This window comes from Embleya sp. NBC_00888 (assembly GCF_045207655.1).
GTDB lineage: Bacteria > Actinomycetota > Actinomycetes > Streptomycetales > Streptomycetaceae > Embleya.
In genome coordinates, this window is the sequence record NZ_CP108785.1 from 2,279,026 (window position 1) to 2,300,468 (window position 21,443).

The window sequence follows — 21,443 nt, forward strand, 5'->3', positions numbered from 1 at the left end:
CGAGGCGTTCCGGCGTCGGGGCTGGGGGCCGGTCCCCCGGCATCACGGTGCGGTGACGACCGGGGCACGTGGCGGGCGCGGCGATGCGCGGGCGTCGGCCGCGCCGGTGTGCGGTGAGCAGCAGATACTCCCAGTCCATCGTCGCGTCGTCCGGCCCCTGGGCGTGCCGGCGGGCCAGGTCCGCCAGGTCCCGGTCGAGTGCGGCCACCCGCGTCGGATCCGCGGCGATGGAGCGGTGGACGGCCGCGGTCGGGCCGTAGTGGGCCTTGAAGTAGTCCCGGAGCGCCTCGGCCCGTTCGAAGGGCTCGATCCGCACCGCGCGTCGATCCGCGACCAGGTCGGTCACCCGGTCGCCGAGCAGCGCCCGGACGTGGTCCGGGCGGCCCCACAACGGCGCGGGCTGCGCGCCGTGCGGGGCCGCGGCGGCGCGTACGGCCTCGACTCGTGAACATATGCCCGATGAAGCCCTCGGGCGTCCAGTTGCGCGGGCCGATCGTGCCGCCGGGGCGACAGACCCGGAGCATCTCGTCGGCGGCGACCTGATGATGCGGCGCGAACATGATCCCGACGCAGGACGGCACGATGTCGAACTCGCCGTCGGCAAACGGCAATGCCACCGCCGGACTGCGTCCGCTGATCGAGGTCTGGCGCGGCGACCCGACCCGGGCCGAGGCGCTGGGCTCCGGCGCCGCGGCGATCACCGGCCCCGAGGCCCTGCGCCGCCGGTCCCGGCGTGGTTCACCCTCCAGCCTTTCGCCGCGGTCCCGCGCACGGGTCGGGGGTGAGCACGTCCCGTCGCCGGCCCGGTGCCCTGGTCACCGCGTGAGGCGGCGGATCGTCCGGGAGATCAGCGCGGCTCGTTCGTTCGGGTCGGCGGCGGCGATGTCGATCGGTTCGTAGCCGAACGCGCGGTAGCTCTCCTCGTGCACACGCTCGAACCGCAACGACTCCTCGAAATCGATCCGCCGGGCGGCGGTGGGCTCGCAGAAGCCCAGGTTCCGCAGGAAGAAGACCTCGCGCCGATAGCTCCCGGCTCGGGCGACCCGGTCCAGTTCGGCGGACAGCGCCGCCGAGACGGGCCGGTTCAGGTAGACGCTCAGCGCGTGTGTGCAGATCGGCGAACGGTCGAAGATCCGCACACCGGCCGTACGGTCCGCGGTCGGGTCCTCCGCCCGGTCCGCGGACGGCACCGCCGTCTCGCGCTCGCGTTCGCGTTGCAGGGCGACGACGCGATCGATGAACGTCTCGCCCGTCCACGGCTCGGGCTCGCCCCGGGCCTGTCCCCGGGCGATGACGTCGGTCGCCGCCTCCTCGACGACGGCGTACCCCATCTCCTCCAGTCGGCGCAGCACGGTGGTCTTGCCGGCACCGGGCGTGCCGGTCAGGATGTATCGCTTCATGATGAGTCCTTCGTCGACGACCCGGGTTTCGCCGAACCGCGACGCGCGGTGGCGGGTCCTGTCGCGATGCCGTCCCGGTGCCCGACGGCCGGCGTGCGATGCCGGTCGGGGACGCGTCGGCGGTCGACCCGGACCATCGAGCCATCACCTTCGGGAACGAGCGCGATGACCGATCACCAGTATCCACCGGCACGCGGTGCCGGTGGGAACAGGTCCCGGGTCGTGATCGTTTCGGGGTCATGAGCACCGGCACGACACGGGAGGCCGCGGCCTGGGAGGCCGCGTTGGGCGAGTTGCGGGACCACCTCAAGGTGGTTCGCGTCGCGCTCCGGGGGGCGCGTCAAAGTCCGTGGCGCTCGTCCGCGCTGGAGCTCGCGGACACGTATCCGTTCCCGGTCGCGGACCTGCCCGACAACCGGGCCTGGGCGCGGGTGGCCGCGGAGGTGATGCGGCGACACAACCTGGAGCTGCCCGAGCCGGATCGGCGGGCGCGCGGTCGTGACGCGTGGTTCGCGACCGTGACGTACGACGGCGACCCGCGCGGCTGGGCGAATCTGGTCACCGACTGGGTCGAGTTCACCGTCACCGACGGGCGCACCCTGATGGCGCACTTGAACGAGGTGGGTTGGCGCGCGGCGTCGGAGTGCCTCAGGACGCCCGCCTGGGAGGCGGTCGCCCGTGCGGACGAGCGGGCGATCGAGGCCGCACAGACGTTGCTCGGCCGCTTCGGTCGCCGCGCCCGCTACTACGCCAACGACAGTCCCACCCCGTCGGCGGCCCGCGACCACGACTCCGTGCGCTGCTCGAACGGCCTGGTGACGGTGGCCGGCGATATCGGACTGGTCGTGGTCGCCGAGGACGAGGTCGGCGTGTTCTGGTCGGCCGCGGACGCCTGAGCGGACGGCCGGGGTTCAGTGGGTGGCGCCGCCGGCGGCGGTGATGTCCCGGGTGCGGGTCGCGGCCGTGGTCATCACGGCGCGCAGGCCGGCGGCGATCGTGGGCAGCGGGAGGGAGGGGGCCGCGCGCTCGGTGACCTGGTCGGAGGAGTACGGGACGTGCACGAAGCCGCCCCGGGTGGTCGGGCGTTCGGTGGCGAGCAGGTGCATCAGCCCGTAGAAGACGTGGTTGCAGACGAAGGTGCCCGCGGTCTGCGACACCGACGCGGGCACCCCGGCCGCGCGGGCCGCGGCGACGCACGCCTTGACCGGCAGCGTGGCGAAGTACGCGGCGGGACCCGCCTCGACGATGGGGACGTCGATCGGCTGCCGGCCGGCGTTGTCCGGGATCCGCGCGTCGTCGATGTTGATCGCGACGCGCTCCACGGTGACGTCCGGCCGGCCGCCGGCCTGGCCCACACACAGCACCAGGTCGGGATCGACCCGCTCCACGGCCGCCCGCAGTTCCTCCAACGCGACCCCGTACACGCAGGACAGCCGTACCGCCGTGACCTCCAGGCCCGGTTCGGGCAGGTCCGCGAGCAGGCGGACCGCCTCCCACGAGGGGTTGGTGGCCTCACCGGCGAAGGTGTCGAAACCGGTGACGAGTACGCGGGTCATGGTGGCTGTCTCCTGGAACGGCTGGGCGAGCGGAGGGGCGGGGGCGGTCGGCTCAGAACGCGAATGCCGACATGATGCCGATGTTGACGACCAGCAGCGCGCCCGCCGTGGGCAGTTGCGCCTTGATCGGTCCGTACTGGTCCTTGAGTCCCAGCAGTGCCGCGGGAACGATGTTGAAGTTGGCCGCCATCGGGGTGCACAGCGTGCCGCAGAAGCCGGCGAGCATGCCCAGCGCGAGGACCACCGCCGGGTCGCCGCCGCCCTCGACCACCAGCACCGGCCAGCCGACCGCCGCGGTCATCACCGGGAACGCGGCGAACGCGTTGCCCATGATCGTGGTGAACAGGAACATGCCCAGGCAGTACACGATCACCGCGACGTAGATCTTGCCGTCCGGCAATACCTTCGAGGTGATCACGCCGACCTGCTTGCCGACCCCCGAGACCTGGAAGATCGAGCCGAGGGTGGCCAGCAGTTGCGGCAGCAGCAGTGCCCAACCCATCGCCTCCAGCATCGAACGACCCTCGTGGATCGGCACGCTGACCCGCTTCTCGCGGACCACGAGCATGCCCACCACGAGCGCGACGATCGCGCCGACTCCCAGGCCCAGGATGGTCTCGCTGCCCTTTTGCAGGATCGGTTCGGAGCCGATGTGCCACTTCTTCACGAGCACCGCGCACACCATCGCCACCACGGGGATGGTCAGTGCCGGGATGAAGATCCGGCTGCCGAGTCGGGCGGCGATGGCCACCCGTTGCTCGCGGTCGGTGGTGTGCACGGTGCCCTTGCCGGTGAAGCCGAAGCCGGCCAGACACACCATCACCAGTACGGCCACGCCCAGCGGTTCGGCCGGGGAGGTCTTCTCCACGACCCGCGTGCTGTAGATGAAGCCCGCGCCGAGCAGGCCCCAGAACGCGGCGCTGCCGAATCGCTTGGGATTGCTGCGGTCCACGAGCATCTGCGCGGCCATCACCAGGAAGACGGCGCCGACGAGCCAGAAGAACCACTCGACCTTGATCACTTGAGCTTCCCCTCGGCGACGGTGCCGGCGGCGGGACCTGCGACGGCGGATACGGCGACGCTCTCGGCGGGCGGCCCGGCGGCGGACACCGTCGCGAACTCGCGGGCCAGCGTGCGGTCCAGCCGCAGCAGTCGGCCGCCGTGGATGAGGAACGCGAAGACGGCGGTGGGAATCGCCCACAGCGCCACGTGCAGTGGCTCGATGTGCTGGTGGTAGGTGGTGTTCACGAAGCCGGTGATCAGCAGGATCGAGCCGACCGCGAGGAAGCAGTCCTCGCCGAAGAACAGGCCGACGTTGTCGGCGCCGGCGGCGTGCGAACGGATCTTCTCGCGCGTCTTGTCCGGGAGCGCGCCGTGGCTGCGCTCGGCGGCGCCCTCGGCCATCGGGACCACCAGCGGCCGGACCGTCTGGGCCGGGCCGCCCAGACTGACCAGGCCGACGGCGGCGGTGACTTGACGCAGGCCCAGGTACAACACCAGGAAGCGCCCGGTGGTGAGCTTGCCGAACCGCGCGATCAGGGTTCGGGCCTGCTCCTGGAGGCCGTTGCGCTCCAGCAGGCCGATCACCGGCAGGGTGATCGCGAAGATCGTCACGCCCCGGCTGGACGCGAAGCCGTTGCCGAAGGCGGCGAGCACTTCGCGCGGTGACAGGTCACCGAGCAGGCCGGTGGCCACGCCGGAGACACCGACCACCAACAGGGGGTTGCGTCGTGTGGCGAACCCTACGATCACCAATAGGACGCCGAGGAGCACAATCATTGCGCAGCCTTCCACGCTCGGGTCCTCGAACAGGGGGACGAGGAGGTGCCGAGGAGGCTAAGCTATTGTTGAACAATCCCACAAGACCTTGTGAACGGTGCGGGAACTTGATCTACTCCTCCCGCACCGCTCGTCGCATTCTGGGGGACCCCACATGGGCCAAGACGTCGACCTCGCCCGGTCGTCGGCCGACGACACGCTCGGACGCCTTGCCGCCGATCGCGACCTGCTCGGACGCGCCGGCACCGCACAACGCGTCGCCGAGGTGCTGCGGGATCGCATCGCCGAAGGCGCGCTGCCACCCGGCACCCGATTGTCCGAACAGGCCCTGGGCGCGGCCCTCGGCGTCTCCCGCAACACGTTGCGCGAGGCGTTCCGCACGCTCGTGGACGGCCGCCTGGTCGTCCACGAGATGAATCGCGGCGTCTTCGTCCGGATGCTCGACCCCGACGATGTGACCGACATCTACGCGGTCCGCCGGGCCCTGGAGGGCACCGGCCTGCGAGCCGCCGCCTCGGCCGGCCCGGAACGGCTCGCCACGCTGCACGCGGCGGTCGCCGGCGGCGAGGCAGCGGCCGAGATCGGCGACTGGCCCGAGGTCGGCACCGCCGACCTGCGCTTCCACCGGGCCCTGGTCGCGCTCGCGGGCAGCCCGCGACTGGACGAGTACATGACCCGACTGATCGCCGAACTGCGCCTGGCCTTCCTGGCCATGCCCTCGGCCCGCGCGCTGCACGAGCCGTTCCTGCGGCGCAACCGGGAGATCGTCGACCTGCTCACGGCCGGCGACACGCCCGGCGCGGCGGTGGTCCTGGAGCGGTATCTGGACGACGCGTGCGAGATGATCTGCGCGGCGATGCGAATGGACGGCGCGTGAGTGACACCGTGATCGACCTCAACGCCGACCTGGGCGAGGGCTTCGGCCGCTGGACGCTGACCGACGACGAGGCGCTGCTGTCCGTGGTGACCAGCGCCAACGTCGCGTGCGGTTTCCACGCCGGGGATCCGGTCACCATGCGCCGCGTGTGCGAACTGGCCGCCGAACGCGGCGTGCGGATCGGCGCGCAGGTCTCCTACCGCGACCTGGCCGGTTTCGGCCGCCGCGCGATGGATGTGCCGGCCGCCGAGCTGGCCGCCGAAGTGGCTTACCAGATCGGCGCGTTGGAGGTGTTCGCGCGCGCCGCCGGGGCCCGCGTGGCCTATGTCAAGCCGCATGGCGCGTTGTACAACCGCACGGTGTGGGATGGGGATCAGGCCGGCGCGGTGGTCGCCGGCGTGTTGCTGGCCGGTGGCGCGCTGCCGGTTCTGGGACTGCCCGGCTCACGTCTGCTCGAAGCCGCCGAGTCCGCCGGACTGCCTTGCGTACCCGAGGCGTTCGCGGACCGCGCATACACCGCGCAGGGCACCCTGGTGCCGCGCGGGGAGCCCGGTGCCGTCGTCCAGGACGGCGACCGGGTCGTGTCCCGCTCGTTGACGATGGCGCGTGAGGGCGCCGTCGTCGCCATCACGGGAGAGCGGGTCACCGTCTCGGCCCGGTCGTTGTGCCTGCACGGCGACACCCCGGGCGCGGCCGAGCTGGCGCTGCGGGTCCGCCGCGCGCTGTCTGCCGCCGGAGTGTCCCTGGAGCCGTTCGCGTGAGGGCCCTGCCGGTGGGCCGACACGCGCTGCTCCTGGAGGTGGACACGGCCGACCGGGCCGAGGCGCTGCACGCCGAACTGCTTCGCCGACGCGCCGCCGGCAGGCTGCCGGCGGTGCGCGAGATCGTCCCGGCCGCGCGTACCGTGCTGCTCGACGGGCTCGCGGACCCCGCCGCGCTGGCCGCCGACGTGCCCGGCTGGCGGATCCCGCCGCTGTCCGCCGAGGCGGGCGACCGGATCGAGATCGCGGTCCGCTACGACGGGCCCGACCTGGCCGAGGTGGCCGACCTGTGGCGGGTGCCGGTCGAACGCGTCCCCGAGATCGTCGGCGGGATCACCTTCCGCGTCGCGTTCTGCGGCTTCGCGCCCGGTTTCGGCTACCTGACCGGTCTGCCCGAGCGCTACCACCTGGCCCGTCGGGCCACCCCGCGCACGTCCGTGCCGATCGGTTCGCTGGCGCTGGCCGGCGAGTACGCGGGCGTGTACCCGCGCTCGTCGCCCGGCGGCTGGCAGTTGATCGGCAGCACCGACGCGGTGTTGTGGGACGCCGCCCGGGAGCCCGCCGCGTTGTTCGCGCCCGGCGTCCGGGTGCGTTTCGTGGCGGTGGAGCGATGAACGCGCGCGCCGTCGAGGTGATCCGGGCCGGGGCCCTGACCACCGTTCAGGACCTGGGCCGGGACGGGTTCGCGCACCTGGGTGTGCCGCGCTCGGGGGCCCTGGACCAGCCCGCACACCGCCACGCCAACCATCTGGTCGGCAATCCGCCCGACGCGGCGACCCTGGAGACCACGCTGACCGGCACCGCCGTGCGGGTGCGCACGACCACCGTGGCCGCGGTGGTCGGCGCACCCTGCACGGTCCGGATAAACGGCCGCCCGGTCGCGTGGGGCGCGGCGATCCGGGTGCCGGCCGGCGCCGTGCTTGACGTCGGCCCCGCGACCGCCGGGCTGCGCGGGTATCTGGCCTTCGCCGGCGGGGTGGCGGTCGAACCGGTCCTGGGCAGCCGCTCCACCGACCTGCTGTCCGGCCTGGGACCGGCGCCGCTCGCCGACGGCGACGTGCTCGCGCTGGGCGAGCCGTCCGGCCCCACCCCGGCGGGCGCGGACGTCTCGCGGCGGCCGGGGCCGCCCACCGAGCTGGTGCTGCCGCTGATCCCGGGCCCCCGGCAGGACTGGTTCACCCCCGGCGCCCTCACCTCGCTCGGAGCCGCGCGCTACGCGGTGGCGTCGGCGAGCAACCGGATCGGGCTGCGCACCGAGGGACCCCCGTTGAGCTGGGCACGCACCGACGAACTGCCCAGCGAGGGAATGGTGTTGGGCGCGGTTCAGGTGCCCCCGGACGGGCGCCCGGTGCTCTTCCTGGCCGATCACCCCGTCACCGGCGGCTATCCGGTGATCGGCGTGGTCCCCGAGGAGTACCTCGCCCACGCCGCCCAGGCGGTTCCGGGCACTCCGGTGCGCTTCACCGTCACCGCGCGCTGACGGCGCGGGCGCCCGTTCACAGCGCCGTCACCACGTGCCGGAGGCACGGGCGCTCACGCTCGCGTCACCGTCACCGTCACCGTCACCGTCACCGTCAGCGCGCACCGCGAGCGCGCACCGCGCACCGACCACACGGGCGCTTCCGTGCAGTTCACCGGCATCGCGCACCGATGGCGCGGACGCCCGTTCACAGCGCCGTCACCACGTGCCGGAGGCACGGGCGCTCACGCTCGCGTCACCGTCACCGTCACCGCGCACCGCGCACCGCGCACCGCGCACCGCGCACCGACGACGCGGGTGCGCCGGTCCGGCACCCCGCCGCAGGTGACCGGCAACTCGACCGCCGCCGACGTGAGTTCCTCACGGCCGGAGGCATTCGTTCCTCACCGGTGATTCGTGATGTTTGCGACTGTCCGCCGCTCCCACCCGCCGGCAGTGTTCCCCACGGCACCCCGGCCACCGGGAAGGGAGCACGATGAACAAGGGCTACGCGGCCTACTGCGACGCCGATCGGCAGTTCTACGACGCGCCGCATCGCCTTCGCACGGACGAGGGTGGCCCGGCGGCGCACTACGAGACCGCCCGTCGTGAACTCCCCGACGGCTGGCTGCGCTACCGCTCCGGCGACTGGCTCGCGTTCCGTCCGGTGGACTGCCGGTTGCCCGACCAGGGGTGGAAGATCCACGTGTCGGCATGCCTGGACAACGCCGACCGGGTGCTCGCCGCGATCTGGGACCACTGCGTCCCGCGTGGCATCGCCTTCAAGTGCATGCCGAGTCCGTACCTGCTGCACACCCGCAACGCCAAGTACGCCGATCGGGCCGGGAGCGGCAAGTTCGTCACCGTCTACCCGGCCGACGACGAGCAGTGTCGGGACGTCGCGACGGACCTGGCCGCGCTGCTGGCCGGCGAGCCGGGGCCGTACATCCTCAGCGATCTGCGCTGGGGCGAGGGCCCGGTGTACGTGCGCTACGGCAGCTTCGCCGATCGCACGTGTCACGACGCGAACGGCGTGTTGTGCCCCGCGATCGAGGACGACACCGGCACTCTGGTCCCGGACCGCAGGGAACCCACCTTCCACGTACCCTCGTGGCTCACCCTGCCCGCGTTCCTGGCCCCGCACCTGGCCGCCCGTACCGCGACCACCGTCGGTGAACTCCCCTACCGGATCGAGCGCGCGCTGCACTTCTCCAACGGCGGCGGCGTCTACATCGGCCGGGACCTGCGCACCGACGAGCAGGTCGTGCTCAAGGAGGCCCGCCCGTACGCCGGACTCGGCGCGGACGGCGCGGACGCGGTCACCCGCCTGGAGCGCGAACGCGACGCCCTGCGCCGACTGAGCGGGCTCGTGTGCACGCCCGAGGTGCACGACTGGTTCACCCTCGGCGATCATCGTTTCCTGGTCCTGGAGTTCGTCCAGGGCAGCCCGCTGAACACCTTCTTCGCGCACCGCCACCCGCTGATCGAGACGGATCCCTCGCCCGAGCGCCTCGCCGAGTACACACAGTGGGCGATGCGGGTGTACGGGCTGGTCGAGAACGCCGTGGCGGAGATCCACGCACGCGGTGTGGTGTTCAACGACCTGCACCTGTTCAACATCATGATGTCCGAGGACGAGAGTTCGGTGACGCTGCTCGACTTCGAGGCCGCCACGGTCGACGACGAGACCCGCCGGCAAGTGGTCGCCAATCCCGGTTTCCTGGCTCCCGCCGACCGGCGCGGCACGGATGTGGACCGGTACGCGCTCGCGTGCCTGCGGATCGCCCTGTTCCTGCCGCTGACCAGCCTGTTCACCGTGGATCGGGGCAAGGCCCGGCACCTGGTCCGGATCGCCATGGCGGAATTCCCGATCCCCGAGGGTTGGTTGGACTCCGCGCTCGAGGAGATCCTGCGCGACCGGCACCCGGACGGGCCCGCCGGCGCGGCCGGGCTCGCGGTGCCGGCGGTGTCGCACGGGACGGGGTCGACGCACGACTACCTTCCGGTGACTCCCGCGAACTGGCCGGAGAGCCGCGATTCGATGGCGCGGGCGATCCGGGCGTCGGCCACCCCGGACCGCGAGGACCGATGTTTCCCGGGCGACATCGCGCAGTTCGCCATTCCCGGCGGGGGCGCGTGCTTCGGCCACGGCGCGGCCGGGGTGCTGTACGCGCTGGCCGAGACCGGCGCCGCGGCCTGTCCGGAAGGCGAGGAATGGCTGCTGCGCACCGCCAAGAACCCGCGGTCCGGCACCCCGATCGGCTTCTACGACGGCCTGGCCGGAGTGGCCTGGACGCTGGACCGGCTCGGCCATCGCGAACAGGCCCTGGAACTGGTCGATCTGATCCTCGCCCAGGACCGAGGCACCCTGGCCCGCGACCTGCACAGCGGCCTGGCGGGCTTGGGCCTGGCGCTCGACGCGCTGGCTGCCTCCACCGGCGAACACGCCCTGCAAGCCCACGCGTTCGCGTGCGCCGAGGAGCTGGCCGAGCGGACCCGCAGCGAACCGGCGCCGACCCGGGCCGGGCTCCTGTACGGCGCCACCGGAAGTGCGCTGTTGTACCTGCGCCTGTACGAACGCGTCGGTGAGTCCTCTCTGTTGGACGCCGCCGCGGAGGCGCTGCGCCGTGATCTGGCCCGCTGTGTGATCGCCGTCGGCGGTACCCTCCAGGTCGACGAGGGTCGACGGACGATGCCCTACCTCGGGGCCGGCAGCGTCGGCATCGGCATGGTGCTCGACGACTACCTCGCGCATCGTGCCGACGCCGAGTTCGAGGCCGCCCGAGGCGAGATCGTCCGGGCCGCGCAGGCCAGGTTCTACGCCCAGCCCGGACTGTTCCGCGGCGCGGCGGGCATGGTCCTGCACCTGAGCCGCACCACCACCGAAGAACCCGGCATCGAACCGGCCGACATCCGCCGCCAGATCGACTCGCTGGCCTGGGGGGCGCTCCCCTATCGGGGGCAACTGGCCTTCGCCGGCGAGCAGATGATGCGGTTGTCGATGGACCTGAGCACCGGCACCGCCGGTTGCCTGCTCGCGTTGGGCAGCGCGCTGCACGACCGACCCGTGCACCTGCCCTTCCTCCCGCCGCCGACCCGGCGGCCCTGAACCCGATCCCTTGCGGGATCGAGGCAAGACCGGCCCCGCACGGGGCCGGCGCACCATCTCGAACCATCGAGTACGACAACCGAAGGGAAACGACACCATGGCACTTCTCGACCTGCAGACGATGGAGACCGAAGAGGTTGAGCTGAACGGCGGCGGTGGCGGCGGTGGCGGCAGCTACCTCAGCGTCCTGCTCTGCGGCAACAGCAGCCTGAGCCTGATCACCTGCCACTGACGCACCCGCACCCAGGGGTGAGCACCCCGAGGTGACGAGGGCACCGCGGTCCCGGGCGGCGGCATTCCGCCCGGGACCTGCCCATGCCGTACCCCTGTCCCGAAGGCGAGGAACCGCACCAGCATGGCCGACTCGCGCCGGACCCCCGACCCCGCGGCGCCCGCGTACCCCGGTACCGGGCGGCTCCTGGCCGGCGCGCTGCGGCACAGCGCGGGCCGCACCTCGGCCGGGTTCGTCTGCGGCGCGGGCTCCGCCGGCGTCGCGATCGCCCTGCCCGCCGTCCTCGGGCACACCCTCGACCTGCTGCTCGACGACGCCCCCGGGCAGCGCGGCGCGGTCACCCTGTGCGTGCTTCTGATCGTCGCCGGGGTCGTCTTCGACACCCTGGAGACCCTGCTCGGCGGGGTCACCGGGGCGCGCACCGCCGCCTGGTTGCGCCGCCGGGGCGTCGACCATCTGCTGACCCTGGCCCCCCATCGCGCCGCCGCCCGCTGCACACCCGGCGACCTGGTCACCCGGCTGACCGGCAACGTCGCCGAGGCGAGCACCGCGCCCACCACCGCGGCGAACGGACTGGCCGCACTGTGCGTGCCGCTCGGCGGACTGGTCGCGCTCGCGCTGATCGACCTGCGCCTGCTGGCGGTGTTCCTGGCCGGTGTACCGCTGCTGCTCTGGTTGTTGCGGGTCTTCGTCCGCGGCTCCTCGGACAGCGTGTCGCACTATCAGCGCGTGCAGGCCGAGATCGCCACCCGACTGGTCGAGACCCTCGGCGGCGCCCGCTCGGTCGCCGCCGCCGGCAGCTCACGGCGCGAACTCGACCGAATCCTGGCCCCGCTGCCCGAACTGAGCGCACAGGGGCGGCGGATGTGGCAGGTCTACGGGCGCGCCATGGCCGGCGCCGGCGTGCTGGTGCCGCTGCTCACCATGGCGGTTCTCGCCATGGGCGGAGTGCGGTTGGCCCAGGGCGAGTTGAGTGTCGGCGAGTTGCTCGCCGCGTCGCGCTACGCGGTGCTCGCCGCCGGTCTGGGCGCCGCCGTCGGCGCCCTCGACTCGCTCGTGCGCAGCCGCGCCGCCGCCGGCCGGATCGCCGAACTGCTCGCCGTACCCGCGCTGCGCTCCGGCGACCGCGACCTGCCGCCGGAGGGCTCGGGACGGTTGGAACTGCGCGGGGTCACCGTCGTCCGCGGCGGGACACCGGTGCTGCGCGGCGTCGACCTGGTCGTGCCCGGTGGGAGCACGATGGCCGTGGTCGGCCACTCCGGAGCGGGCAAGTCCGTGCTCGCCGCGGTTGCCGGACGGCTGACCGACGCGGACGCGGGCACGGTGCTGCTGGACGGGGTGCCGCTGACCGAGGTCGAACCGGAGCTGCTGCGCCGGGAGGTCGGCTACGCGTTCGAGCGACCGGCGCTGTTCGGCGACACGATCGGCGAGGGCATCGGCTTCGGGCCGTACGCACCATCCGCCGCCGAGATCGAGGCCGCCGCCGAGGCAGCCGGGGCCGACACCTTCATCCGGTTGTTGCCGGCCGGATACGCGGAGCCCCTGGGCACCGCGCCACTGTCCGGCGGCGAGCTGCAACGCCTGGGTCTGGCACGGGCGTTCGCGCACGCCGGCCGACTGCTCGTGCTGGACGACGCCACGTCCAGTCTGGACAGCGTCACCGAACTGCGGGTCGGCCGGGCGCTGGTCCGAGACGTGCGCGCGGGCACCCGGCTGCTGGTCGCCCACCGGGCCTCCTCGGCCGCCCGGGCCGACCGGGTCGTGTGGTTGGCCGACGGCCGGGTGCGGGCGATCGGGACGCACGAACTGTTGTGGGAGGACCCGGACTACCGGGCGGTGTTCGCGAATCCGGCTGCGGCGAATCCGGCTGCGGTGGGGCCGACTTCCGGCGAACGGGCCGACCCGACCGGGCCCGACGGGGACCGCGCATGAGGGGCGAACGCTCTCGCGTGTGGGCCCTGGCCCGGCGATTCGTGAGCCGACGGCGGCTGGTGGTGGCCCGGCTCGCGGCCTGGTCGCTGCTGGAGGCGGCGCAGACGTTCCTGGTCGGTTACGGCGTGGCGATGGCCGTCGATCGGGGGTTCCTGGCCGGGAAGACCGGGCTCGGCCTGGCCTGGCTGGCGGTCGCGGCGGCGGCGATCGTGCTCGGCGGCCTGGCCACGGGTGGGATCTTTCGCGGTCTGGCGGATCTGGTCGAGCCGTTGCGCGACGGTCTGGTGCGGCGCGTGGCGGCGCGGGCGCTGGGCGATGCGATCGCGGCGCCCTCCCGCGGCTCGGACAGTGCGGTGGTGTCGCGGTTGACCAACCAGACCGAGATCGCCCGGGACAGCTTCGCCGGACTGGTCCTGGTGGCCCGTTCGTTCGTCTTCACCGCGCTCGGCGCGCTGTTCGGACTGGCCGCGCTGGCACCGGAGTTGCTGCTCGTGGTGGGCCCGCCACTGGTGCTCGGTCTGCTGCTCTTCGTGGCCACGCTGGTGCCGATGGCGGCCCGGCAACGCACCTTCCTGGACGCCGACGAGGCACTGTCGACGCGCCTCGGCGAGGTCGCGGAGGGCCTGCGCGACGTGCTCGCGGCGGGCGCTCGCGAGCCGGTCGCGGCCCGGACCCACACCCTGATCGAGGCCGAGGCCCGGGCGGCGCGCTCGCTCGCCCGCTGGGCCGCCGCCCGGGCCCTGGCCCTGGCGGTGGCCGGGCAACTTCCGGTGGTGTTGTTGCTGATCGGCACCCCGTGGTTGCTGGGCCGAGGACTGACCGCCGGGGCCCTGCTCGGCGCGCTGACCTACCTGACCCAGTCGTTGTTGCCCGCCCTGCACACCTTGATGAACGCGCTCGGCGCGGCCGGCACCCGGCTCCTGGTGGTGCTCGACCGGCTCACCGAGCCCCCCGCGCACCCCCCGGCGCGGGCCGCGCGGGCGGTCCCGGACGCGGGTGGGCCGCCCCGGGTGGAGCTGCGCGGGGTGACCTTCGCCTACGGACCGAACGCGCAGCCGGTCCTGCGCGACCTCGATCTGAGCATCGAGCCCGGCGAACACGTCGTGGTGGTCGGCCCGAGCGGGATCGGCAAGTCGACGCTGGTCGCGCTGGTCGCCGCCCTGCTGGCCCCGGACCGGGGCGAGGTGCTCGTCCGGGGTCGCTCGGTACGTCCGGTCGGCGGCGATCCGTCCCGGTTGCGGGTACTCATCCCGCAGCAGGCGTACGTGTTCACCGGCAGCGTGCGGGAGAACCTGCTGTACCTGTGCCCGGACGGCGCCGAGGACGCGGCGCTGACCGCCTCGGCGGAAGCGGTCGGTCTGCTTCCGCTGGTTCGTCGACTGGGCGGCCTGGACGCGCTCGTCGACCCCGCGTCGCTGTCCCAGGGCGAGCGCCAGTTGATCGCGCTGGGCCGGGCGCATCTGTCGCCGGCCCCGCTGGTGTTGTTGGACGAGGCGACCTGTCATCTGGACCCGATCGCCGAGGAGCGGGCCGAGCGGGCCTTCGCCGCCCGGCCCGGGACGCTGATCGTGGTGGCCCACCGGATCACGTCGGCCCGCCGCGCCGATCGTGTCCTGGTCCTGGACGGCGCACACGCGGTGTGCGGCACCCATCGCGAACTCCTGGACCGCTCCCCGCTCTACCGCGATCTGGTCGGACACTGGCATGCCGAACGCATCTGAGCGGGAAACGAATCCAAGACGCGTCCGATGCGGCGGATCCGAAGTCGGTGAATCCGAATGCGGCGAATCCGGACACGGCGGATCCCGGCGGAACGCGTCCGAGGGGAACGGCCCTGCGGGGAACGGATCCGAGTCGAACGGATCCGAGGGGAACAGCATCCGGATCGCGGTCTCGGCGGGGCGACCATGCGGGTACCCGCACGCCGAGTGCGGTCGAACCCGGGCTCCGGCGCGGCGCCCGAATCCGACCGGGCCGGTCTACACCCAGCCCGCGTCCTGTGAGATCCGGATCGCGTCGATCCGGTTGCGCGCACCCGTCTTTCGGGTGATCGCGGACATGTAGTTGCGCACCGTGCCGATACTCAGCCGCAAGTTGCGGGCGATCTCCGGGGCCGAGGCCCCTTCGGCGGCAAGGGAGAGTACGCGCAGCTCGCGCGGGGTCAGCGGGGCGGTCGCGGCCCGCAGCAGGTCGAGCGCGAGCGAGCCGTCCACGTAGCGCCGACCAGCGGCCACCAGTCTTATCGCACGTGGTAGTTGCGGTGGTTGGGCGTCCTTGTCCACGAAGCCGAGGGCCATGGCCTCGGCCGCCCGGCACAGACTGCCGGGCCGGGCGGTGGTGGCCAGGACCAGCAGCGCGCAGTCCGGGTCGACCGGCCGCATCGGTAACAGCGAGGCTCCCGGACAGTCCACGTCCACCACGCACACATGCGGATGTTGGGATCGCGCCCGTCGAGCGGCGCCGTCCCAACTCTCCGCCTCCACTTCGATGTCCTCCTCCCGATCGAGCAGCGCGGTGAGCGCCGAACGGATCAGCTCCGTGTCGTGCACCAATAGAACCCGGATCATGTTCGCCCCCCCAGTCGACATCGACGTCCCGTGGTTGCCCGTCGAGCATCTCGATAGCTACCCCGCCCCACGGCACACACGACACCCGGTAACCGGTTGATTCGTTTGGGCGACAGTTTGCTGTACGGCTCGCGTTTCCTGTCCGACCACGACCGCTCGCGGCCGGTCTCGATCGTGACGCGGTGGCGATCATGACCGGCGCCTCCCGGTGTGCCGGCGAGGGTCGGACGAGGGCAATGGGGACAGGCGCTAGGGTGTCGATTTGTGTCCGACCGTCGCATCACGATCATGGAAGCCGCCGCCCGCGTCATCGCGCGCCGGGGGGTACGAGGGCTGCGCGTCGAGGAGTTGGCGGCCGAAGCCGGCGTTTCGACGGGTCTGATCTACTACCACTTCAAGGACCGTACGGGAGTCCTGCGGGCCACCCTGGGCTTCATCAACGACCGCGCCGACCGGTACACGACCGAGCGGGAGCCGGGCGCGGCACCGATGCCGGCGCGCGCCGAGCTGACCCACCGGCTGCTGCTGGAGTTGCAGGACGACCCGATCGTCCGGGAGAACAGCACCGCGTGGAACGAACTGTGCGCCAGCGCCGTGTTCGACGAATCCCTCCGGAGCGACCTGGCGAACGCGACCGCGGAGTGGTCGGTCGAGATCGGCGACCTGATCGCCGAGGCCGTCCCGAGCGCGCCCCCGCGGGCGGCCCGAGCCGCCGCCGAGCGCCTGACCGCCCTCCTCGAAGGCCTCAGCGGCCGCTGGCTGGCCGGGATCCTCCCGATATCGCACGCCCGAGACCTCCTCACCGAAGCGATCGAGACGGAACTGAGCCGGCTCGAACGCTGACCCCGACCGGGAGATCGACCGGCCGGTGCCCACCGGCCACGATCGGCGCCCGCGGGACCCGGTCGGCGCGACCGTACGGGTCGACCCGCAGGTCCGGGCGGGGACGACGGCTGGATGCCGGCCCCGCGCACGTGCCTCACCGGGCCGGCGGCACGGCCGCCGCTGCCGCCGTCCGGCCGGCGCGCGCCCGGCTGCGGCGCCGGGCCCAGGTCGGTGTCCAGACCTCGGAGTCGAGGCGTTCGGGTTCCAGGCCGGCGAGGTACTCGCGGAGCGTGCTCAGCGCGGGGTGCGGGTTGTCGGCGCGCCGGACCAACGAGTGCGGGTAGACCGGGATCGGATCGCGCAGCGGGATGAGCCGCAGATCGTGCCCGACGGGCCAGACCAGCGGCGTGCGCTCGCTGAGGAAGGTGGCCAGGGTCGTGGAGTCGGCGATCGTGTCGAGCAGCGCCTCGAGGCCGAAGTCGGGGCCGACCGTGTCGATGGTGAACCCGAACGCGGCGGCGAGTTCGTCGTAGTAGGCGGCCCACTCGGTGCCGCGGGTGTTGCTCGGCATCCAGATTCGGTGCCCGGCGAGCCGGCCGAGTTCGACCACCGCCATCGTGGCGAACTCGTGGTCGGGTCCGGTGAACAGCCGAAGCGGCTCGTCCAGGACCGGGGTGGCCTCGACACCGTCCGGCAGTTGTCGCCCGGGCATGGTGACCGCGCGGAAGGTCGCGTCGATGGCACCGGATCGCACGGCGTCGACGGCCGCGTCGGCACCGAACAGGGTCACCACGTCGAGCCCGATGTCCGGGTGCGCGCGGTGGAAGCCGCGCAGCAGACCGGCCGGCGCGGCCCGTCGGCCGACCACGTCCACCCGCAACATGCGCCGGCCCGGACGTACGGAGGCCGCGGCCCGCTCCTCGGCCAGGAGCAGGGCGCGCGCGTGCGGCAGGAACACCTGGCCGTCGATGGTCAATCGGGCCCCGCGCGCGGTGCGCACGAACAACTGCACCCCGAGGTCCCGCTCCAGCGCGGCGATGCGCTTGGAGACGGCCTGCTGGGTGATCGACAGCACGGCGGCGGCGGTCCGGAACTGCCCCGCGTCCACGGCGGCGACGAAGGTGCGTACGGCGATGGGGTCCACGCCGCACATCCTAGGGACACAACCAAGGGTTGTAGGCAGTGGGTGAGATGGTTGTTTGATCCCCCTACGCAATGCTCGATTGGATGTCTCCGGTCAACGCTCGGTTTCGCGGATGGCGCCCGCCCCTTGCCCTCGGAGATGACTCACGCATGCCCGATTCCTTCGTCCACCTGCACAACCACACCGAGTACTCGATGCTGGACGGCGCACAGAAGCTGGAGCCGATGTTCGGCGAGGTGGCCCGGCAGCGGATGCCCGCGATCGCCATGAGCGACCACGGCAACATGTTCGGTGCCTACGAGTTCGCGCAGGTCGCGAAGGGCTTCGAAGGTGTCAAACCGATCATCGGCATCGAGGCGTACGTGGCGCCGTCCTCGCGGTTCTCCCGGAAGCAGGAGTTCTGGGGGCCGGGCGGCCGACGCGCCGTGGGCAGCGACGGCGAGGGTGCCAAGGACGTCTCCGGTGGCGGCCGGTTCACGCACATGACCATGTGGGCGCGCGACGTCCAGGGCCTGCGCAATCTGTTCCGGCTCAGCACCCAGGCCGGCTATCAGGGCCAGTTCCCGGCCGGCAAGCCGCGGATGGACCGGGAGTTGATCGCCGAACGGCCGGACGGCATCATCGCCACCACCGGCTGTCCGTCCGGCGAGGTCCAGACCCGACTGCGGCTGAACCAGTACGACGAGGCGAAGGCCGCCGCCGCGGCCTACCGGGAGATCTTCGGCCGGGAGAACTACTTCCTGGAGTTGATGGACCACGGCCTGGCCATCGAGCGCGATGTCCGCGACGGCCTGCTGCGCCTGGCCCGGGAGTTGGGCCTTCCGCTCCTGGCCACCAACGACGCGCACTACGTCACCGAGGACCGGGCCGACGCGCACGACAGTCTGCTGTGCATCGGTGTCGGCAAGAACAAGGACGATCCCCGGCGATTCCGCTTCGACGGCTCCGGCTACTACCTCAAGACCGCCGCCCAGATGCGTGCCCTGTTCGCGGAGCTGCCCCAGGCCTGCGACAACACCCTGCTGATCGCCGAGCGCGTCGAGTCCTACGAGGACGTCTTCGACTACGTCGACGAGATGCCGCACTTCCCGGACGTGCCCGCGGGCGAGAGCCAGGAGTCGTGGCTGCGCAAGGAGGTCCTGGCGGGCCTGAGCCTTCGCTACGGCGACCCCGTCCCCGAGCATGTGCTGGACCGCTTCGAGACCGAGATGTCGGTCATCGGCCCGATGGGCTTCAGCTCGTACTTCCTGGTCGTGGCGGACATCTGCCGGTACGCCCGGGAGAACCGGATCCCGCTCGGCCCCGGACGCGGCTCGGCCACCGGCTCGATCGTGGCCTATGCCACGCGCATCACCGAACTGTGCCCGCTGGAACACGGTCTGCTGTTCGAGCGGTTCCTCAACCCCGAGCGGATCAACCCGCCCGACGTGGACCTCGACTTCGACGACCGCCGGCGCGACCGCATGGTGCGCTACGTCACCGAGAAGTACGGCGACGAGTACACCGCCATGGTGAACACGTTCGGCCGGATCAAGGCCAAGAACGCGATCAAGGACTCCTCGCGCATCCTGGGCTATCCGTACGCGCACGGCGAGCGCATCACCAAGGCGCTCCCGCCGGACAACAACGGCAAGTCCGCCCCGCTGGCCGCCGTCTTCGACGCGGCGCACGAGCGGTACGCCGAGGCCGGCGAGCTGCGGCGGATGTACGAGGAGGAGCAGGACGTGCGCCGGGTGATCGACACCGCCCGCGGGGTGGAGGGCCTGATCCGCGGCACCGGAGTGCACGCCGCCGCGGTGATCCTGTCCAAGACCCGGCTCACCGACCGCATCCCGCTGCACATGCGCGCCTCGGACGGTGTGCGGATCACCGGGTTCGACTACCCCTCGTGCGAGGCGATGGGGCTGATCAAGATGGACTTCCTGGGACTGCGGAACCTGGGCGTGATCGACCAGGCCATCGAGAACGTCCGGGAGAACCGGGGCATCGCGCTGGCCACCGTGGACCCGATGGACGGTGACCCCGCGACCGTCGTGATCCCGTTGGACGACGCCAGGACGTACCGGCTGCTCGCGGAGGGCAACACGTTCGGGGTCTTCCAGCTCGACGGCGGCGGCATGCGCGTGCTGCTCAGGCAGATGGAACCCACCCGGTTCGAGGACATCGCGGCGGTCAACGCCCTGTACCGGCCCGGCCCGATGGCGGCGAACGCGCACACCAACTACGCGCATCGCAAGACCGGTCGCCAGGCGATCACCCCGATCCATCCCGAACTGCGCGAGGCGCTGGAGCCGATCCTGGGGAACACCTTCCATCTGCTCGTCTACCAGGAGCAGATCATGGCCATCGCCCGGGAGTTGGCCGGCTACACACTCGGCGGCGCCGACCTGCTGCGGCGCGCGATGGGCAAGAAGAAGCCGGAGGTGCTGGCCGCGGAGTGGGACAGGTTCCACGACGGGATGCGGGCCAACGGCTTCGGCGAGGAGGCGATCAAGGCGCTGTGGGACGTCATGCTGCCGTTCTCCGGGTACGCGTTCAACAAGTCGCACACCGCCGGCTACGGTCTCGTCTCGTACTGGACCGCCTACCTCAAGGCCAACCACCCGGCCGAGTACATGGCCGCGCTGCTCACCTCCGTCGGCGACGACAAGGACAAGGCGGCGGTCTACCTCGCCGACGCCCGCAAGAACGGCGTCCGCGTCCTGCAACCCGATGTCAACGAGTCCGTCGCGGAGTTCACCGCCGTCGGCGACGACGTGCGGTTCGGGCTGCGCTCCGTGCGCAACGTGGGCGACAACGTCATCGAGGCCGTGGTCGACGCGCGCCGGCGGAAGGGGAAGTTCGCCTCGTTCGCCGACTTCCTGGCCAAGGCCGACCTGCCCGCGCTCAACAAGCGGGCCGTGGAATCGCTGATCAAGGCCGGCACCTTCGATTCGCTGGGTCACTCGCGCAAGGGCCTGACCGCCGTCCACGAGGAGGCGATCGACGCGATCATCCCGGTCAAGCGCGCGGCCGGGTTCGGGCAGGAGGATCTCTTCGCCGATCCGGGAGGGGACGCGAGCACGGGACCGGCCTTCGGCCTCGACTTCCCCGTCGACGACGCGGAGTGGCCGCGCAGGCAACTGCTGGCCGGCGAACGCGAGATGTTGGGCCTGTACGTCTCCGCCCACCCACTCGACGGCGCCGAACACATCCTCTCCGGCGCGCGGGACTGCTCGATCGCCGAACTGCTCGCCTCCGAGCGCACCACCGGGGAGGTACGGCTGTCCGGGCTGATCACCGGTGTTCAGCTCAAGATGACCAGACAGGGCAACGCGTGGGCCATCGTGAACCTCGCGGACCGGGACGCGACCGTCGAGGTCCTGTTCTTCCCGGCCGCCTACCGACTCGTGCAGCACGCGCTGGTCGAGGACCACGTCGTCTCGGTCAAGGGCAAGGTCGAGGACCGGGAGGGGACCGTGAACGTCTTCGGCCGGGAGGTGACGGTGCTGGACGTGTCCTCCGCCGAGCACGGCGGGCGACCTCCCGTGCGGCTCGCGCTGCCCGAGCACCGGGTCACCGAGCACGCGGTGGCCGAGCTGAAGCGCATCCTCGCCGCCCATCCGGGCGACAGCCCGGTCCACCTCACCGTGCGCGGCGTGCACAAGACCACCGTGTACGCCCTGGCGGCCACGGTGCACGCGGCGGGCATCGCCTCCGAGGTGAAGGCGACCTTCGGAGCCGAGGCATGGGTGGGCAGCGCCTGAGGCGGAGCGTGGCGGCGGTCGTTGACAATAGGCAGGCATTTACCTGCATAATTGAG

General features: G+C 72.2%; 18 protein-coding genes and 1 pseudogene. 12 read left to right on the forward strand and 7 right to left on the reverse strand.

What is annotated here, in order from left to right; all coding sequences use genetic code 11:
• The first annotated feature begins 235 nt into the window (after positions 1–235).
• Positions 236–448 carry a hypothetical protein gene (locus OG948_RS44285; protein WP_406300951.1) on the forward strand — a complete coding sequence of 71 codons (213 nt, stop codon included), beginning with the start codon at positions 236–238 and terminating at the stop codon, positions 446–448.
• 103 nt (positions 449–551) lie between these two features.
• On the opposite strand, the pseudogene OG948_RS44290 reads toward OG948_RS44285, so the two are convergent.
• Both OG948_RS44290 and OG948_RS44295 read right to left on the reverse strand, forming a co-directional pair.
• Positions 552–701: pseudogene (locus OG948_RS44290) on the reverse strand (SAM-dependent methyltransferase); the annotation flags it as partial.
• Positions 702–815: 114 nt separating this feature from the next.
• Positions 816–1,400, reverse strand: a complete 585-nt coding sequence (locus tag OG948_RS44295; RefSeq protein WP_331770661.1) for an AAA family ATPase — start codon at positions 1,398–1,400, stop codon at positions 816–818.
• Between the two features lie 239 nt (positions 1,401–1,639).
• On the opposite strand from OG948_RS44295, the gene OG948_RS44300 reads away from it, so the two are divergent.
• A complete protein-coding gene (locus OG948_RS44300; RefSeq protein WP_331770662.1) occupies positions 1,640–2,296 on the forward strand; it encodes a hypothetical protein in 657 nt (218 codons plus the stop codon).
• A gap of 15 nt (positions 2,297–2,311) precedes the next feature.
• Here OG948_RS44300 and pcp read toward each other — a convergent pair whose 3' ends face one another.
• From pcp to OG948_RS44315, 3 genes are read right to left on the reverse strand one after another with little or no spacing between them, the layout of a single operon-like run.
• Entirely contained in the window at positions 2,312–2,956 is a 645-nt protein-coding gene (gene pcp / locus OG948_RS44305) for a pyroglutamyl-peptidase I (protein ID WP_331770663.1), read from the reverse strand.
• 52 nt (positions 2,957–3,008) lie between these two features.
• Entirely contained in the window at positions 3,009–3,977 is a 969-nt protein-coding gene (locus OG948_RS44310; protein WP_331770664.1) for a DUF979 domain-containing protein, read from the reverse strand.
• Entirely contained in the window at positions 3,974–4,735 is a 762-nt protein-coding gene (locus OG948_RS44315) for a DUF969 domain-containing protein (protein ID WP_331770665.1), read from the reverse strand. The genes OG948_RS44310 and OG948_RS44315 overlap by 4 nt, the downstream gene beginning before the upstream one ends.
• 154 nt (positions 4,736–4,889) lie before the next feature.
• Here OG948_RS44315 and OG948_RS44320 point away from each other — a divergent pair, with 154 nt between their 5' ends.
• The 8 genes from OG948_RS44320 to OG948_RS44355 all read left to right on the forward strand — a co-directional run bounded on the left by OG948_RS44320 (position 4,890) and on the right by OG948_RS44355 (position 14,826).
• A complete protein-coding gene (locus OG948_RS44320) occupies positions 4,890–5,612 on the forward strand; it encodes a GntR family transcriptional regulator (RefSeq protein WP_331770666.1) in 723 nt (240 codons plus the stop codon).
• Entirely contained in the window at positions 5,609–6,373 is a 765-nt protein-coding gene (locus tag OG948_RS44325; protein WP_406300606.1) for a LamB/YcsF family protein, read from the forward strand. The genes OG948_RS44320 and OG948_RS44325 overlap by 4 nt, the downstream gene beginning before the upstream one ends.
• Complete coding sequence (locus OG948_RS44330; RefSeq protein ID WP_331770667.1) at positions 6,370–6,987, forward strand: carboxyltransferase domain-containing protein; 618 nt, start codon at positions 6,370–6,372, stop codon at positions 6,985–6,987. The genes OG948_RS44325 and OG948_RS44330 overlap by 4 nt, the downstream gene beginning before the upstream one ends.
• Positions 6,984–7,853, forward strand: coding sequence for a biotin-dependent carboxyltransferase family protein (locus OG948_RS44335; protein WP_331770668.1), 870 nt, complete (start codon positions 6,984–6,986; stop codon positions 7,851–7,853). Before OG948_RS44330 ends, OG948_RS44335 begins: the two co-directional genes overlap by 4 nt.
• A gap of 475 nt (positions 7,854–8,328) precedes the next feature.
• Positions 8,329–10,941 carry a class III lanthionine synthetase LanKC gene (gene lanKC, locus OG948_RS44340; RefSeq protein WP_331770669.1) on the forward strand — a complete coding sequence of 871 codons (2,613 nt, stop codon included), beginning with the start codon at positions 8,329–8,331 and terminating at the stop codon, positions 10,939–10,941.
• Positions 10,942–11,038: 97 nt separating this feature from the next.
• Positions 11,039–11,173 carry a SapB/AmfS family lanthipeptide gene (locus tag OG948_RS44345; protein WP_331770670.1) on the forward strand — a complete coding sequence of 45 codons (135 nt, stop codon included), beginning with the start codon at positions 11,039–11,041 and terminating at the stop codon, positions 11,171–11,173.
• Between the two features lie 123 nt (positions 11,174–11,296).
• Positions 11,297–13,105, forward strand: coding sequence for an ABC transporter ATP-binding protein (locus OG948_RS44350; RefSeq protein ID WP_331770671.1), 1,809 nt, complete (start codon positions 11,297–11,299; stop codon positions 13,103–13,105).
• Entirely contained in the window at positions 13,102–14,826 is a 1,725-nt protein-coding gene (locus tag OG948_RS44355; protein WP_331770672.1) for an ABC transporter ATP-binding protein, read from the forward strand. Before OG948_RS44350 ends, OG948_RS44355 begins: the two co-directional genes overlap by 4 nt.
• A gap of 258 nt (positions 14,827–15,084) precedes the next feature.
• Here the strand turns inward: OG948_RS44355 and OG948_RS44360 are convergent, their stop codons facing one another.
• Positions 15,085–15,672: a response regulator transcription factor gene (locus OG948_RS44360; RefSeq protein WP_331770673.1), complete on the reverse strand. Its 588-nt coding sequence runs from the start codon at positions 15,670–15,672 to the stop codon at positions 15,085–15,087.
• A gap of 264 nt (positions 15,673–15,936) precedes the next feature.
• Here OG948_RS44360 and OG948_RS44365 point away from each other — a divergent pair, with 264 nt between their 5' ends.
• Positions 15,937–16,515, forward strand: coding sequence for a TetR/AcrR family transcriptional regulator (locus tag OG948_RS44365; RefSeq protein ID WP_406300607.1), 579 nt, complete (start codon positions 15,937–15,939; stop codon positions 16,513–16,515).
• A gap of 136 nt (positions 16,516–16,651) precedes the next feature.
• Here the strand turns inward: OG948_RS44365 and OG948_RS44370 are convergent, their stop codons facing one another.
• The gene (locus tag OG948_RS44370; RefSeq protein WP_331770674.1) at positions 16,652–17,641 is read right to left on the reverse strand and encodes a LysR family transcriptional regulator; all 990 of its coding nucleotides are present in this window, start codon (positions 17,639–17,641) and stop codon (positions 16,652–16,654) included.
• A gap of 149 nt (positions 17,642–17,790) precedes the next feature.
• Here OG948_RS44370 and dnaE point away from each other — a divergent pair, with 149 nt between their 5' ends.
• Positions 17,791–21,387, forward strand: coding sequence for a DNA polymerase III subunit alpha (gene dnaE / locus OG948_RS44375; RefSeq protein ID WP_331770675.1), 3,597 nt, complete (start codon positions 17,791–17,793; stop codon positions 21,385–21,387).
• Positions 21,388–21,443: the final 56 nt, after the last annotated feature.

Bases quoted from the DNA above. Each gene is read 5' to 3' on its own strand.
- OG948_RS44315 (WP_331770665.1), bottom strand. From the start codon at position 4,735: ATGATTGTGCTCCTCGGCGTCCTATTGGTGATCGTAGGGTTCGCCACA.
- lanKC (WP_331770669.1), top strand. From the start codon at position 8,329: ATGAACAAGGGCTACGCGGCCTACTGCGACGCCGATCGGCAGTTCTAC.
- pcp (WP_331770663.1), bottom strand. From the start codon at position 2,956: ATGACCCGCGTACTCGTCACCGGTTTCGACACCTTCGCCGGTGAGGCC.
- OG948_RS44355 (WP_331770672.1), top strand. From the start codon at position 13,102: ATGAGGGGCGAACGCTCTCGCGTGTGGGCCCTGGCCCGGCGATTCGTG.
- OG948_RS44350 (WP_331770671.1), top strand. From the start codon at position 11,297: ATGGCCGACTCGCGCCGGACCCCCGACCCCGCGGCGCCCGCGTACCCC.
- OG948_RS44295 (WP_331770661.1), bottom strand. From the start codon at position 1,400: ATGAAGCGATACATCCTGACCGGCACGCCCGGTGCCGGCAAGACCACC.
- OG948_RS44300 (WP_331770662.1), top strand. From the start codon at position 1,640: ATGAGCACCGGCACGACACGGGAGGCCGCGGCCTGGGAGGCCGCGTTG.
- OG948_RS44335 (WP_331770668.1), top strand. From the start codon at position 6,984: ATGAACGCGCGCGCCGTCGAGGTGATCCGGGCCGGGGCCCTGACCACC.
- dnaE (WP_331770675.1), top strand. From the start codon at position 17,791: ATGCCCGATTCCTTCGTCCACCTGCACAACCACACCGAGTACTCGATG.
- OG948_RS44345 (WP_331770670.1), top strand. From the start codon at position 11,039: ATGGCACTTCTCGACCTGCAGACGATGGAGACCGAAGAGGTTGAGCTG.
- OG948_RS44320 (WP_331770666.1), top strand. From the start codon at position 4,890: ATGGGCCAAGACGTCGACCTCGCCCGGTCGTCGGCCGACGACACGCTC.
- OG948_RS44360 (WP_331770673.1), bottom strand. From the start codon at position 15,672: ATGATCCGGGTTCTATTGGTGCACGACACGGAGCTGATCCGTTCGGCG.